This window comes from Ginsengibacter sp. (assembly GCF_057362405.1).
In genome coordinates this window covers 21,877-35,580 of record NZ_JBMQQG010000239.1, presented here as the reverse complement: position 1 = coordinate 35,580, position 13,704 = coordinate 21,877, and the positions used below count along the sequence as shown (strand labels likewise).

The 13,704-nt window shown below is 38.0% G+C and carries 11 protein-coding genes and 1 pseudogene; 4 read left to right on the top strand and 8 right to left on the bottom strand.

Annotated features, from left to right (window positions below):
- Positions 1 to 31: 31 nt before the first annotated feature.
- Positions 32 to 1,360: a sensor histidine kinase gene (locus tag ACO1O5_RS20340; protein WP_486273538.1), complete on the bottom strand. Its 1,329-nt coding sequence runs from the start codon at positions 1,358 to 1,360 to the stop codon at positions 32 to 34.
- A gap of 146 nt (positions 1,361 to 1,506) precedes the next feature.
- On the opposite strand from ACO1O5_RS20340, the gene ACO1O5_RS20335 reads away from it, so the two are divergent.
- Together ACO1O5_RS20335 and ACO1O5_RS20330 are read left to right on the top strand one after the other, a co-directional pair.
- Positions 1,507 to 2,058, top strand: coding sequence for a YqgE/AlgH family protein (locus ACO1O5_RS20335; protein WP_486273537.1), 552 nt, complete (start codon positions 1,507 to 1,509; stop codon positions 2,056 to 2,058).
- Positions 2,059 to 2,113: 55 nt separating this feature from the next.
- Complete coding sequence (locus ACO1O5_RS20330; RefSeq protein WP_486273536.1) at positions 2,114 to 3,064, top strand: 1-acyl-sn-glycerol-3-phosphate acyltransferase; 951 nt, start codon at positions 2,114 to 2,116, stop codon at positions 3,062 to 3,064.
- 70 nt (positions 3,065 to 3,134) lie between these two features.
- Here the strand turns inward: ACO1O5_RS20330 and atpC are convergent, their stop codons facing one another.
- Both atpC and atpD read right to left on the bottom strand, forming a co-directional pair.
- Positions 3,135 to 3,386, bottom strand: a complete 252-nt coding sequence (atpC, locus tag ACO1O5_RS20325) for an ATP synthase F1 subunit epsilon (protein WP_486273534.1) — start codon at positions 3,384 to 3,386, stop codon at positions 3,135 to 3,137.
- A 146-nt stretch (positions 3,387 to 3,532) separates the two neighbouring features.
- Complete coding sequence (gene atpD / locus ACO1O5_RS20320) at positions 3,533 to 5,038, bottom strand: F0F1 ATP synthase subunit beta (protein WP_486273532.1); 1,506 nt, start codon at positions 5,036 to 5,038, stop codon at positions 3,533 to 3,535.
- Positions 5,039 to 5,331: 293 nt separating this feature from the next.
- Between atpD and ACO1O5_RS20315 the strand changes: the two genes are divergently transcribed.
- Complete coding sequence (locus ACO1O5_RS20315; RefSeq protein WP_486273530.1) at positions 5,332 to 7,764, top strand: bifunctional YncE family protein/alkaline phosphatase family protein; 2,433 nt, start codon at positions 5,332 to 5,334, stop codon at positions 7,762 to 7,764.
- A gap of 27 nt (positions 7,765 to 7,791) precedes the next feature.
- Here ACO1O5_RS20315 and ACO1O5_RS20310 read toward each other — a convergent pair whose 3' ends face one another.
- From ACO1O5_RS20310 to arfB, 5 genes and pseudogenes are all read right to left on the bottom strand, one after another.
- Positions 7,792 to 8,817, bottom strand: a complete 1,026-nt coding sequence (locus ACO1O5_RS20310) for a metallophosphoesterase (protein ID WP_486273528.1) — start codon at positions 8,815 to 8,817, stop codon at positions 7,792 to 7,794.
- A gap of 141 nt (positions 8,818 to 8,958) precedes the next feature.
- On the bottom strand, positions 8,959 to 10,503 hold the full coding sequence (locus ACO1O5_RS20305; protein WP_486273526.1) for a lipopolysaccharide biosynthesis protein: 1,545 nt from the start codon (positions 10,501 to 10,503) through the stop codon (positions 8,959 to 8,961).
- A gap of 66 nt (positions 10,504 to 10,569) precedes the next feature.
- Complete coding sequence (locus tag ACO1O5_RS20300; RefSeq protein ID WP_486273524.1) at positions 10,570 to 11,622, bottom strand: cytochrome-c peroxidase; 1,053 nt, start codon at positions 11,620 to 11,622, stop codon at positions 10,570 to 10,572.
- 20 nt (positions 11,623 to 11,642) lie between these two features.
- Positions 11,643 to 12,413 carry an MbnP family protein gene (locus ACO1O5_RS20295; protein ID WP_486273522.1) on the bottom strand — a complete coding sequence of 257 codons (771 nt, stop codon included), beginning with the start codon at positions 12,411 to 12,413 and terminating at the stop codon, positions 11,643 to 11,645.
- Positions 12,403 to 12,789, bottom strand: a pseudogene (arfB, locus tag ACO1O5_RS20290) (alternative ribosome rescue aminoacyl-tRNA hydrolase ArfB); the annotation flags it as partial. The gene ACO1O5_RS20295 and the pseudogene arfB, both read right to left, overlap by 11 nt.
- Positions 12,790 to 12,936: 147 nt before the next feature.
- Between arfB and ACO1O5_RS20285 the strand changes: the two are divergent.
- Entirely contained in the window at positions 12,937 to 13,695 is a 759-nt protein-coding gene (locus ACO1O5_RS20285; protein WP_486273520.1) for a phosphoglycerol geranylgeranyltransferase, read from the top strand.
- The last annotated feature ends 9 nt before the right edge of the window (positions 13,696 to 13,704 follow it).

Below are 13,704 nucleotides of genomic sequence, written 5' to 3'. Positions count from 1 at the left end.
GAAAAAATTCGTGGAAATTAATTGGCGAATATCAGGAGACCGGCTGTTTTATAACGGAAAAATATATCGAAAAACAACTTCCTTTGCCGACTGTGCTTTCTGCTTTTATTTTTCCTTTATGGGCATCCACAATTGATTTTACATAGCTGAGGCCTAGACCAAAACCTTTTACATTGTGGATGTTACCGGTGTGTGCCCGGTAGAATTTCTCAAATATCCTGTTCAGCGTTTCTTTGTTCATTCCTATACCATTGTCTTCGATTTTGATAACAATATGGCCGTTAGAATTTTGAGTAGATAACTTGATAAGAAGATAATTGTCTTTTGAATATTTTATCGCATTATCCAGCAGGTTATTTATGATATTTATCACATGAACTTCATCTGCCATTATCAAATCATTGGTTGCATTTAAATTAATCTCCAGCTTACCATTTTTCTCCGCTAACGGGAGTTTAATATTGTTGATGGCGGCATTAATCAAATCGTGGGCGTGGACCGGTTTTTCGTTGAGCTGAATTTCCTGTTTGTCAAGCAAAGCAGCCTGTAGTATGGTTTCCACCTGCTTATTCATTCTTTTGTTTTCGTCTTTAATGATGCCCGAAAAATAATCCATTTTGGTTCGGTCATTAATTACTTTTTCATTTTTTAGAGCATCCACGGCCAGGGAAATAGTGGCCAATGGGGTTTTAAATTCATGCGTCATATTATTAATGAAATCAGACTTAATCTCGCTTAATTTTTTTTGATTGAACAATGCTCTTAGTGTAATAAAAAAGGCAGCAAAAATGATGAAAGTAAAAACAACTGAACCTGCAATCATCCAATACATTTGCTTCCAGATAATATTGCCAACATGTGGAACAACAATAATTAATAGTTCCTGTGGAGCCAACCCTTCTGCAAAGCCAGCGTTAGGAGAAACGAGGGCATACACAAATTCTCTATTGTGCAAACTATCCATGTGAGCGGCATAAAAATTTTTAGATTGTATCTCATCACCTACCATCGAAGTAGTGGTAATAGCGAATTCAAAATCTACATTTTTCAAGTTGTTTTTTTCAAATGCTTTTTGAATTTTATTTCTAATTTCTTCACGGGTGTACCGATGTACAATGGTTGATGGGAATGCATTTAGGGGGAAAAAAATATCACCATTTTTCTTACTATCGAAAGGAGATAGGTTGCCTGTTTGTTCAACAAGATCATTACCCGCGGTAACGGTTACCATCTTTACGGCTTCCTCAAATTGCTGTTCCTTGTCCTGGCGGGCTTGCTTTATCCAAACTATTTGAAAAAAAATCAAGCCTAATAGTGAAACAAAAATCAGTATGGTTATGATGGGGAAAATTCTTTTCATACTTGGCAAATTTAATCTTCACAAGTGCTAAAATGCAGCGTAAAATCCTTGACCTTAAACTTTAACTAACTCTTATCGTTTATGATTATAATAAAAAATGATATTGGTAAAATATTTATTTCAACAATTAAATATAATTTAGAATCATGATTTCTCCTGCGAAGGGCACTTTATTAATAGCAAATCCTTTCTTAAAGGATCCAAATTTTAGCCGCACGGTTATCTTTCTTTGCGAACATACTGAAGAAGGAAGTTTTGGCTTTGTGCTAAATAAAATATTTCCCAAACCTCTTGAAGAACTTGTTCCTGATCTAAATGTCACTAATTTTCCCGTTTACCAGGGCGGCCCGGTTCAGCGGGATGCTTTGCATTTTTTACATCAATACCCCGAACTCATAGGCGGTGGCGAAGAGGTAATGGAAAATGTTTATTGGGGCGGCAACTTCGAGAGCCTTTTAATTAATCTTAAAAATAAGGATCTTGACAAAAATCATTTACGTTTTTTTATTGGATATAGTGGCTGGAGTGAGGGACAGCTTAATGAAGAAATGAAAGAAGAAAGCTGGCTCACTGTAAAGGCTACACGAAAATTGATTTTTGATACCAAACCGGAGGACATTTGGAAAAACTCTTTAAAACATTTGGGCGGTAATTACGAAATGATGATCAATTTTCCTATTGACCCACAATTAAATTGAGCAGGAAAGGCTAATTTCATTTTACAGAAGTATCCATTTTTATAATAAACCTGATTTGCTATATAAAATTTTACTATTTCCTGCGAGGGTTTTTATACATTTTTATTGTCGAAAAATAGTAATCAACAATAAAAGCATGCTCCAGAAGCCAGGGCCGTTGCTAATTGCCTCCAATCATCCCAACTCGTTTTTAGATGCTATTATATTAGCCACGTTGTTTAAGAACCCGGTTTATTCATTGGCTCGCGGAGATGCCTTTGCCGGAAAATTGATTACAAAAATTCTTACGTCGCTTAATATGCTTCCCGTTTACAGGGTGAGTGAAGGAGTTGAAAACCTTGAAAATAACTATGCCACGTTTGAAGCTTGCCAGGATATTTTCAAAGAGAATGGTATAGTATTAATTTTCTGTGAAGGAAGATGCATTAATGAATGGCACCTGCGGCCGCTTAAAAAAGGAACCGCCCGACTAGCCGTGGCTGCCTGGCAAGATAATGTGCCAGTGGAAGTTTTACCGCTTGGAATTAACTACAACAGTTTTAGAAAATATGGAAAAGACGTCTTTCTGAATTTCGGGAATATCATTACGGAGAAACAAGTGAACCTCAATTTTTCCGGCGGTAACGCAATTAATAAGTTTAATGAGAAACTAAAGCAGGAACTACAAAACCTGGTTTTTGAAATCGACAATAATGATAAAGAAAAACGAAAAAAATATTTCGAAATACATCAATCATTAATACAAAAAATATTGTTGCTTATTCCGTCATTAATTGGATATGCGCTTCACCTTCCCTTATACTTTGCCATTCATTTATTTATAAAAAATAAAGCTGCGGATCATTATGATTCTATTTTCGTTGGCGTGCTCTTTTTTATCTACCCGTTTTATGTTCTGGCCCTTACCCTATTGACATTTTTTATTACCCACAATACATTTTCCTTTCTCTTAGTGCTATTAATACCAGCTTCATTGTTGAGTTTGCTGCACTTAAGAAGAAGTTGATACTTCAAGTAAGTATAAACTAAAAAACCCCGATAACGAGGATTTCAAAAAATATAACCTATCTAAATTACTAAACTTCAGCAGCGCCTTCAACCAATACGGTTGCCCTGTTATTTAATACCTCTACAAAGCCTCCTTGAATTGTATAATGAATATTAGAAGTCTTATCTTTTAGAATTTTGAGCTTGCCTGCCTTTAAAGCGCTCACAAGAGGTGCATGTTTTTCGAGTACCTCAAACATTCCATCAATTCCCGGAAGCTGCACTCCATACACATCGCCGCTGAATATTTTTCTTTCTGGTGTTAAGATTTCTAAAGTCATATATGGCCTCCTCCGGCTCCTCCAAAGGAGGAGAGATTTATTGCAAACTTTTTAATTAATATTTGCAGTTTTCAAGTTTGTTTATTCTGTTTTAAATAGCCTAAATTGAACGGTGGTGAAAAGCCCTTCTCCTAAAGGTTGGCAGGCTAAGAACTTGCCGCCTCGACCATTTTCTTGCCTTTGGCTATAGCGTCTTCCAGGCTACCCACCAGGTTAAAAGCGGCTTCAGGATATTCATCCACTTCTCCATCCATTATCGCATTAAAACCGCGAATGGTATCTTCAATGGAAACCAACACACCCTTCAACCCGGTAAATTGTTCTGCCACATGGAAGGGTTGAGAAAGGAAACGCTGTACCCTTCGTGCACGGCTTACTGTTAGTTTGTCTTCATCACTCAATTCATCCAGTCCCAGAATTGCGATAATATCCTGTAATTCCTTATACCGTTGCAAAGTGAGCTTTACCCTGTTGGCGCAATCATAGTGTTCAGCCCCAACAATGGTGGGAGTTAAAATTCTTGATGTAGAATCCAATGGATCTACGGCGGGATAAATACCCAGATCGGCAATTTTCCTGCTCAACACTGTCGTTGCATCAAGGTGAGCAAAAGTCGTCGCCGGCGCCGGATCTGTCAAATCATCAGCCGGAACATATACCGCCTGAACCGAAGTGATAGAACCATTGCGGGTTGAAGTAATTCTTTCCTGCATTAACCCCATTTCCGTTGCTAAGGTTGGTTGATATCCTACTGCACTTGGCATTCGTCCCAATAATGCTGACACTTCAGACCCGGCTTGTGTGAAACGAAAGATATTGTCAACAAAGAACAAAATATCTTTTCCCTTTCCGGTGCCATCGCCATCACGGAAATATTCAGCAACCGTTAGTCCGCTTAACGCTACTCTCGCCCTCGCTCCCGGCGGTTCGTTCATTTGGCCGAATACGAAAGTAGCTTTAGATTCTTTCAATTCTTCCATATTTACGGAGTCAAGGTCCCATCCTCCTTCTTCCATACTGTGAATAAACTTATCGCCATATTTCATAATCCCGGCCTCGATCATTTCACGCATCAGGTCATTTCCCTCACGAGTTCTTTCGCCAACGCCTGCAAATACTGATAAACCACTATAGGCTTTGGCGATATTATTAATCAATTCCTGGATCAATACAGTTTTGCCCACGCCTGCTCCACCGAATAACCCAATTTTACCACCTTTTGCGTATGGCTCAATAAGGTCAATAACTTTAATTCCAGTATATAAAATTTCCGAAGCCGTACTTAAATTTTCAAATAAAGGCGGCTTACTGTGAATTGGCCGACCATTCTTTTTACTCACCTGGGGCAAACCGTCAATAGCATCTCCCGTTACATTAAACAAACGGCCATTTATGTCGTCACCAATCGGCATTAATATTGGAGAACCTAAATCAACCGCTTCTATTCCTCTTCTTAAGCCTTCGGTTCCATCCATTGCAATACAACGTACGCTGTCTTCTCCCAAATGCTGTTGCACTTCCAATATCAATTTATCACCATTTGGTTTGGTAATTTCCAAAGCGTGAAAAATTTCGGGAAGTTTGCTGTTATTAGCGAAATGCACGTCCACAACGGCTCCGATTATCTGTTTTATCTGTCCAATATTTGCCATAAATTCTTATTAGTTAAGTCTTTTTCAATTTGGCGGCAAAGGTAAGGAGATAGACCCAAAAAGCAAATAATGTTCTAACAATATTTAAGGTTATTTCCGTTCAAATCTCAAGAGGCGACAAAGTTTTCGCTCAAATCCTTCAGCCTTAAAATTTTGTGTAGGTATTTCAGAGTGTTTAATTTTCATTACTGCGAATAAGCAATCTGGTCCAGGGATTTTAGATTGATAATTAAAACATAATATTCACCTCGGGCAAACATTGTAAATTCACATTTTAGAAAATCTGAATCAGCATGAAAAATTTCGTTTTCCTATTTTATATCGTTCTAAGCAACCTCATTTTTACTACACAAGTAACAGCGCAGTCGCCATCGAGAATAATGTTACCAAACGGATGGAGTCTGTCTCCGGCAGGCCATGGTTTTCTGTTAGGCGATCTTCCGCTAAATATAGCAGTTAGTGATTCAAAGAAATTAATGGCAGTAACCAACAACGGGCAAAGTACGCAAAGCATACAATTGATTGAGGTGTCTTCAGGAAAAATCCTTGATAATATTATTGTGGGCGAATGTTGGCTGGGCTTAAAATTTAGTGCCAACGAAAAATTTCTTTATGCGTCAGGTGGTAACAATAACTGGATCTTGAAATATGCAATCAGAAAGAATAAATTGATATTAGACGATAGCTTAAAACTTGGTGATAAATGGCCCAACAAGATTTCTCCTGCCGGTATTGATATAGATGACCATAAAAATCTGTTATATGTTGTGACAAAAGATAATAATTCCTTATACACTGTTGATCTGAAGTCAGGAAAAGTAAAGGACCAGTTTAAACTCAGCGGAGAAGCTTATGCCTGCCGCTTATCGCCTGATAAGACGGAACTTTACATAACCTGCTGGGGCTGTGATAAATTATATGTATTTAATACCATCCGCAAAACATTCACAGACACGATTGCCACCGGAAGCCATCCGAATGATTTTTGCATTACGCAGAATGGCAAATATTTGTTTGTTGCCAATGCCAACGATAATTCCGTATCAGTAATTGATTTGATGGCAAAAAAAGTAATTGAAACATTAACGACCTCCTTGTATCCAAATGCACCACAAGGTTCCACTACTAACGGCCTGGCATTAAGCCCCGATGAAAAAACACTGTACATCGCTAATGCTGATAATAACTGCCTGGCAGTATTTGATGTAAGTGAACCAGGAGAAAGTAAATCTATGGGATTTATTCCGACCGGCTGGTACCCGACCTGTGTAAGGGCGTTAGGCGATAAAATTTATGTAGCTAATGGAAAAGGATTTTCTTCATTTGCCAACCCACAGGGTCCAAACCCATACGGAAAAAAAGAAACTATCACTTTTAGAAAGGGCGATACCTCGGGCATAAAAACAACTCAATATATCGGCGGCCTTTTCATTGGAACAATGAGTATAATCAAAGTCCCGGATCAAAAACAAATGGCAGAATATTCAAAAGAAGTTTATGAAAATACACCTTATACTAAGGAGCGGGAAACAATTTCACAGGGAGAAGCAGGTAATCCTATTCCTGAAAGAGTTGGCGATCCTTCACCTATAAAATATGTGTTTTATATAATTAAGGAAAATCGCACCTACGACCAGGTTTTAGGCGATATGCCTGAAGGCAACGGCGACACAAGCCTCGTGTTATTTGGAGAAAAAATTACTCCCAATGAACATAAGATTGCAAGAGATTTTGTGTTGCTCGACAATTTTTATGTAGATGCTGAAGTGAGCGCTGATGGCCACAACTGGAGTATGGGCGGATACGCAAACGATTACCTTGAAAAGAACTGGGTTACCAGTTATGGTGGTCGTGGCGGAACTTACGATGCTGAAGGAACGAGGGAAATAGCAAACAACAAAAATGGATTTATCTGGAATTATTGCAAACGGGCGGGCATTAGCTATCGTACTTACGGTGAATTTGCAGATGATTATAAACCAAACCTACCCGTGCTTGTGAATCATTATTGTCCCTATTATACAAGCTGGGACCAACATGTGAGAGATACAACGCGGGTTGGGCAATGGAAAAGAGACTTTGACTCACTGGTAAGTGTAAACGCACTTCCGAGGTTAAATACTTTGCGAATTATTAATGATCATACAGAAGGCTTAGCCAAGGGAAGGCCTTCACCATCTGCCCATACTGCAGACAACGATCTGGCGGTGGGTATGTTCATCGACTACCTGAGTAAAAGTCCTGTCTGGAAAGAAAGCCTCGTAGTTATTTTAGAAGATGATGCCCAGGACGGTCCTGATCATGTAGATGCACACAGAAGCACCGCATATCTTGCGGGCCCTTACGTGAAGCGGCATTTTGTTGATCACACCCCTTACACAACAACAGGGATTTTAAGAACTATTGAATTGATACTAGGATTGCCCCCGATGAGCCAGTACGATGCCGCTGCCACACCACTTTGGCGCAGCTTTATGAGCGTACCTGACACAAGCACTTTCGATCATGTTCCTGCGCAGTACGACATTACCGAAAAAAATATTGCTACCAATAAATTATCCGAGAAAAGTGCAACCTTCAATTTTTCAAAAGAGGATGAAGTAAACGAGGCTGACTTTAATTATGTATTATGGAAAGGAATTAAAGGAATGAACAGCCCGGTACCTGCGCCGAGAAGAGCCGCATTTGTTAGAGTGAATGAAAAGAAAAGAGATAGAGATGATTGAATAATGTTTTGCGTTTATGCGTTACCGCTATAAGTCCTTCGTGAGTTGACTTAAAGTGACTTCCTCCAGCACAACCCGTTCGGGTGCATCATCAACCCAGTGCCATTTAACAAGGGCGATTTTATCTCCGGCAATTTCAATGCCGGTAATGTCGGCATCGTTATAACAACAACAGCCGCTGTTGAAGTAGGAGGGTTTTAGTCTTTCCCTAGTACTCTTTTCCGTTACATTATCACCGTAAATTTTGTTACTCGGGTGATTGGAATACAGCCCTGAAGCAAATACGGGATGATGCGTATGACCGGTAATTAGTAATAAGTTTTTTCTATCTCTGCTCCATTCGTACATCATAATATTATGCCGGTCCAGCAATACATAATCTTTAGCCGGTGTGTTTACATTTATACTAAGATACCTTTGCAAAGGCCGCCAGGCATGGCTCACGAGCCAGGTACTGAAACCATTATTATCACTCATTTTATCGCCCTGGTGACCATGTGTTACAAAGATTGACAGTGGTTTATTTTCAACTTTTGTTTTTAAAATCAAACCTTCAAAAACCGGGAGTGGTAAAATAAATATTCCTTTGAACCAAATGTCAACATCCAATCTATTTTTCCAGGTGAGATCGTGATTACCAAAAGTTTTAAAATATTTCGCCCGCTCATGAAACCTTGCTTCAGACTTTAACGCCTGCATGTTTTTTGGAATAACTTCTGAAGGCTTGTATTTCCATAATTCTTCGCTGTCGCCAAGGTTTATATAATTGAATTCTTTGCTGAAATAATAATCAAGTGCTGCTAAATAATTTTTTTCATTCGAGGCAAAATCATCACCATCGTCTTTATTCCCTTTATGATGATCGCTAAAAATGATGAATTTATCTTTGGTAAAATCAACATCAAGGATCAGACCACGGTTATTTTTCTTCTTATTTAAATCGTTCAACAACTTGCTTAATGATTTAAAAACATCTTTTTTATCTGGCGCAGAAGCATCTGCGGCAAGCCTGGTTAATAATGGTCCTAATATCTTCTTTAGAAATTTTTTCACTGAAACCTGGTTTCAATAAGAGAGTATGAAAATGCTTGTTTCAATATTTTAAAGATATTAAATAACCCGATTTTATTAAGAGAGACTCTTCGAATGATCCGCCCCGTATAGTTTGATAAAACGGAAAGTACCTGCACCGCATCAATTATCAGACGCCTCAAGATTTTGTGAATGAAAATATTTTCCAATAACCGGGAGCCGTTGAAACTCTTTCTTTTCTATAAATAAAATAAACCACACATATATTATCAAAAGCAAACTTGCGGATATAAAGTTTACGGCCGTGCCGTTAACAAAATAAATAATGGCTTCGTGAAGAAAATAAAGAAGAACAACTATTATAATATAGGCGGAAAGTTTTTTCCATGCATACGGAATACGATAATCCTTTTGGCCCCATAAAAATGAAATCACCATCATACTGCCGTAACAAAAGAAGGTTGCCCAGGCACAGGCCATGTATCCAAAATATGGAATGAAAATAAAGTTAATAGCCAAAGTAATCGCCGCACCTATTAATGTAATATACGCACCGGCGATTGTTTTATGGGTAAGTTTATACCAGATTGATAAGTTGTAATAAATGCCCAGAAACATATTAGCCAAAAGCAGTATGGGAACGACTTTCAGGCCTGTCCAATAAATTTTCAACTTTGCGAGATCCGTGCTCAAAAAATATTTCCATAGATCGATATACATGGCTACTACCAAGAACATAACAGTAATGGTTATAACGAAAAATTTCATAACTCTTGCATACACTTTTTGCGGATTTGCACCTTCGGCCTGCTTAAAGAAAAATGGCTCAGCGCCCATTCTGAATGCCTGGATAAAAAGAGTGATTAAAATAGACAATTTGTAACAAGCAGAGTAGATAGCAACCTGGTCTTTTGCAGCCTCAACATTAGTAACAGGGGCCAGCCATGAAAGCATAATCCTGTCAAATGTTTCATTAATCATTCCTCCAAAACCTGCTATTATCAATGGCATGGAGTATATTATCATCACAATCCAAACTTTCCTGTTGAATTTAAACTCAAACGAAAAGAATTCTTTATGCAAGAGAACTAAAGCAAAAAGTGATGCGAATAAATTGGCAATGATTATGTAACCAACACCATAGTTAGGCTTGTAAAAAGTAGCGATAAACCCATAAGGATTACTAACTGCTATTCGGGGACAAACGGATACTAAAAAATAAATGATTATGATTTGTAAAATTATTGTTGAGAGTCTTATCAACGCATATTTCCGTGGTCTTTGATCCAGCCTCAATTTAGCGAAGGGCAAAGTTGATAACGTGTCAAGGGCAATAATAATTGCTGAATAGGTTATAAACTCAGGATGATTATCCAATCGCAATAAATGCGCAATTGAAGAACGAAAAAAAATCAGGATAGATGTCAGCAAAAAAGTACTGCACAAAATAGAAATCGTGGCTGTACTATATATGTCCTTTTTATACTCATCCTTAGTTGCGAAACGGAAAAAAGCTGTTTCAATTCCATAGGTGAAGATAACATTCAAAAAAGGAATGGCTGCATATAAAATGCTCATGTCACCATATCCTGAAACGGAAAGCTTATTTGTAAAGTAAGGTGTTAAAAGATAAAATAAAAACCTGGCTGCAATGGAACTTAATCCATACCATACGGTTTGTCCTGCTAATTTTTTTATGCTGCTCAAAAAAACGGGGGTTTAAAAAAAGTCAAATTTAGATGTATAATCGTTAACTAAAAATGCAAACAAATATTATGGTTGCGAAAATCTTTTATTTTTTTCAAACGTAGTATCATTTAATGTGTGTAAGAAATATACGATGTCAGTTTTTTCCTGGTCGGTAAAATGAATGCTATTACGAAGAGAAGAATCAAGCGTGGCGCTTTGTTGTATCCCTTTGCTGTAATGGTCAATAACATTATACAATGAATATAATCTTCCATCGTGCATATAAGGGAAGGTTACTGAAACGTTACGCAAGCTCGGTACTTTAAACTTCAAAGAATCTGCAGGATCGCCGGTAATTTTCATTCGCCCATAATCTTTTAAAAAATCGTTTACGGGCAAACCGTTATTACGAAATGAATAATCAGTAAATAAAGGTTCTTTATGGCAACTATTACATTTCGCTTTAAACAACTCGTATCCATGAGCCTCAGCTGAATTAAATGTAGCCTCACCCCTTTTGACTTTATCATATTTTGAATTACAGGAAATAAGTGATCCTGTAAATTGAGCCAACGCTTTCAACATGCGTTGGCTGTTGATAAGTCTGCTTCCAAAAGCTGCCTTAAACATACGTTGATAGGCCGTATCTTTTCTTAATTTCTTTAGAACAGAATCTATGTTTTCTGCCATTTCGTTGGGCGCCGTCAAAGGCGATAAAGCCTGCAGTTCTATATGATTAACACCTCCATCCCAATGATATAATGTGGACCACGCAAGGTTAAACAACGGCGGCGCATTGCGTGTAGTAAACTGATCATGGAAGCCATGGCTGAAATCATGATCGTAAGTTGCAAAAGCCGCAAATTGTTGGTGACAAGAGGCACATGGAAAGTTGCCGTCTTTACTAAGCCTTCCATCATAAAATAATTTTCTTCCTAATTGAAAACCTTCTTCTGTAAGCGGATTATTTGCGAAGATATTTGTAGGAGGTTTAGGCCAACCTGCCGGAATTTTTAATTCTAACGGGGTTGTGTGAAATGTTGATTCATCACCATTGATTGTTCTTCCTGCCTCAAGCAGCCAGGCAAAAGAAATTACCAAAACAACAATTAATATAGAGATTATCTTTTTCAGCATGGAGAGTTCTTTGAAGAAATTTATTGGGCGATAATTTTTTCAATCTGAAACATACTTGCATAATTATCGCTCATAAGTTTTGCGTTTTCGCCGGGCGATGTAATATTGGCGTGTTCCGCAATTTTAATGTTATGGACTGAACGCCACCAGGTGTTAATGTCTGCATCAATAATAATTGTATAGTTTTTCCCTTCATCAAAATGAAAAGACTTATTCGGAAAACTCAGGTGCTCTTCTTTAAGAACATTATAAGGTCCTGAAAAACCACCGATATGGTATTCAAACTTGTTATTAACCAGTTTCGATGCAGGGGAATAGCCCTCCATTTTTGCCATAACATAACCGCTGTTCCACGTCCAAAACATATCTTTCGCCGGATCAAGATCATCCGATTGGGCACCAGAAACGTTGTGAAGGCTATCTACACCTAACAAGAATTGTAAGTGGGTATAATTTCCTCCAGGTACGGTTAAATTAATAACCTGTGATTGCCTTTTGCTTTCATCAATTAAATGATAGCAGTTTTTTATTTTAAAAGGAATGCTGGCTGTTTGCAATTCAATGTTAGTGACGTAATATCGAAGTTTTGAAATATTGAATTTTTCTCCGAAAGGATTGGTATACGTCGAATCATTCAAAACGATTTTATTTCCATTAACCTTGTTGATAAAAATAATTTTTACTGAAGCACCCATGTTTTGTTTAACAAAATTATTTTGCTGAAACGAACTTAAAATAGCAAACAAAACGAGTATTAACAACCGATAATATTGCAGGCTCTTACTCGTCATAATTCTTTATTTTCTTTCGCCCTTCTTTGATGATGCCCTTTTCCTTTTTAACTTTTATCCTGTTTGCCTTGGAGGCTTTTGAAGGCCTGGTGGGTTTTCGTTTCTTTGGTACTATTAAAGCCTTGTTTATTAAAGAATTAATTTTTTTTATTACTTCATCTTTATTGCCCAACTGCGTTCTGTCAGTACGGCTTTTTACCAATAAATAGCCGCTGGCAGTTATCCTGCTGGCCAATTTTTCAACAATAATATTTTTCTGAGCTTCGTTTAATATTCCAGACGAAGGAACATGAAACCAGCCCTCAACCATAGTTTCCACCTTATTTACGTTTTGGCCGCCTTTGCCGCCACTGCGTGCAGTTCTAAACTCTATTTCCTTTAGAAGATCTACCATAGTTAAAATTACAAAATTTAAAAGTTGCGCACAGTGCCAGAACGTTACAAAGAATTAATACGTAATTTGTTAAACGTTAATTTTTATAAGAACGAAAAAATTGACATTTTTGCACTCAACCGTCCGTAAATGAAGTTAAAAGGTATATACAATTCCCTTTGTGAAAGAAAAAATGCAGGCAAAAAATCATTTGCAGTATTAATTGATCCCGACAAAGTGAATGATGAGAAAGTACAACAGTTAATTGAATTGGGCGTCGCTGCCTCAGTTGATTATTTTTTAGTAGGTGGAAGCCTCGTCGTCTCAAATTATATAGATAAATGTGTTGGGCTAATTAAGCAGCATTCGTCCATTCCTGTTATACTTTTTCCCGGTAGTGCTAATCAAATATCCAAAAAAGCGGACGCCCTGTTATATCTCTCCTTGATAAGCGGCCGCAATGCCGATCTTTTGATTGGGCAACACGTTATAAGCGCCCCCGTAATTAAACAAAGCGGGCTTGAAATAATGAGTACCGGTTATATGGTGATAGATGGTGGAGCTCCTACAACAGTTTCCTACATTTCTAACGCCGCTCCATTGCCTGCTGATAAAAATGAAATAGCGATGTGCACCGCTATGGCCGGCGAAATGCTCGGGATGAAATTAATTTATATGGATGCCGGAAGCGGTGCTGAACGAGCTATCACGGAGAGCATGATAGAAAAAGTGTCCGGTTGTATTTCTGTTCCCTTAATAGTGGGGGGTGGCATTACCCATCCTGAAAAAGCTTACCTGAACTGCAAAGCCGGCGCCGATGTAATTGTAGTTGGTAATGCTATTGAAAAAGATGAAAGCCTGATATTGGAAATGTCGGCCGCGGTGCATTCCGTGCCGGTGAAAGTGTAAACAAGTTGC